The organism is Pseudomonas sp. R62 (assembly GCF_000257605.1).
Taxonomy (GTDB): Bacteria; Pseudomonadota; Gammaproteobacteria; order Pseudomonadales; family Pseudomonadaceae; genus Aquipseudomonas; species Aquipseudomonas atacamensis.
Genome location: NZ_AHZM01000949.1, coordinates 1 through 644, shown reverse-complemented (window position 1 = coordinate 644; position 644 = coordinate 1). Strand labels below are relative to the sequence as shown.

Annotated in this window: 2 protein-coding genes; one reads left to right on the top strand and one right to left on the bottom strand. The window is 60.7% G+C overall.

Annotation, left to right across the window (positions count from 1 at the left end; all coding sequences use genetic code 11):
- A partial coding sequence (locus OQK_RS01300) for a hypothetical protein (RefSeq protein ID WP_016770759.1) occupies window positions 1-320 on the bottom strand: 320 nt, incomplete at its 3' end.
- Between the two features lie 239 nt (window positions 321-559).
- Here OQK_RS01300 and OQK_RS31925 point away from each other — a divergent pair.
- Window positions 560-644: hypothetical protein (locus OQK_RS31925; RefSeq protein WP_443216325.1), on the top strand; the 85-nt coding region annotated here is incomplete at its 3' end.

The following is a 644-nucleotide window of genomic DNA, read 5'->3' as shown; positions in this document are numbered from 1 at the left end:
AGCCCCTGACGCGGCTGATCGTCTATCAACGGCACCACCGGCACGGTGTTGTCGGCATTCAACTCGGTACCCGGCACGGCCAGATGCTCTTCAGGATCTTCATCCGCCTCGCGGCGTCGGCGGTCACGTTCCTGTTGACGACGCTGTTCTTCGCGCGCCAGCAGACGATCCTCTTCCGGATCACGCTTCTGCAGATCGATCGTGCTTTCGTTGGAGCTTTCCTGCACCGGCACCACTGGCGGGATGTCCGGCCGCTGGCGGATCGGATCCTGCTGGGAAGTGATCGGCACGGCGCTCAAGGGGAGCATCGGTGGCAACATATAAAGGTCTCCTGTCTGCAGGCTATCGGCTGGGGCGCAGGCGCCTTGAGCCGCCTGTCGCAAACTTGTGACCCGGTAGACACTGACTGGTGCCCTGCCGCTTTAAAAAAGCGACACATGACGCCTCGGCTTCGGCTTGCAGCTCGAAGCTAAAAGCTTGCCGCTGCTCCTATTCCTTTGGCCCTCAGGGGCGCATTCCGTTAAGATAGCCCGCTTTTTCAAGGTGGGAGTCAGGCAGCATGGCGCAGCAGTATCAACCGGGGCAACGCTGGATCAGTGACAGCGAAGCAGAGCTTGGTTTAGGCACCGTTCTGGCACAGGACG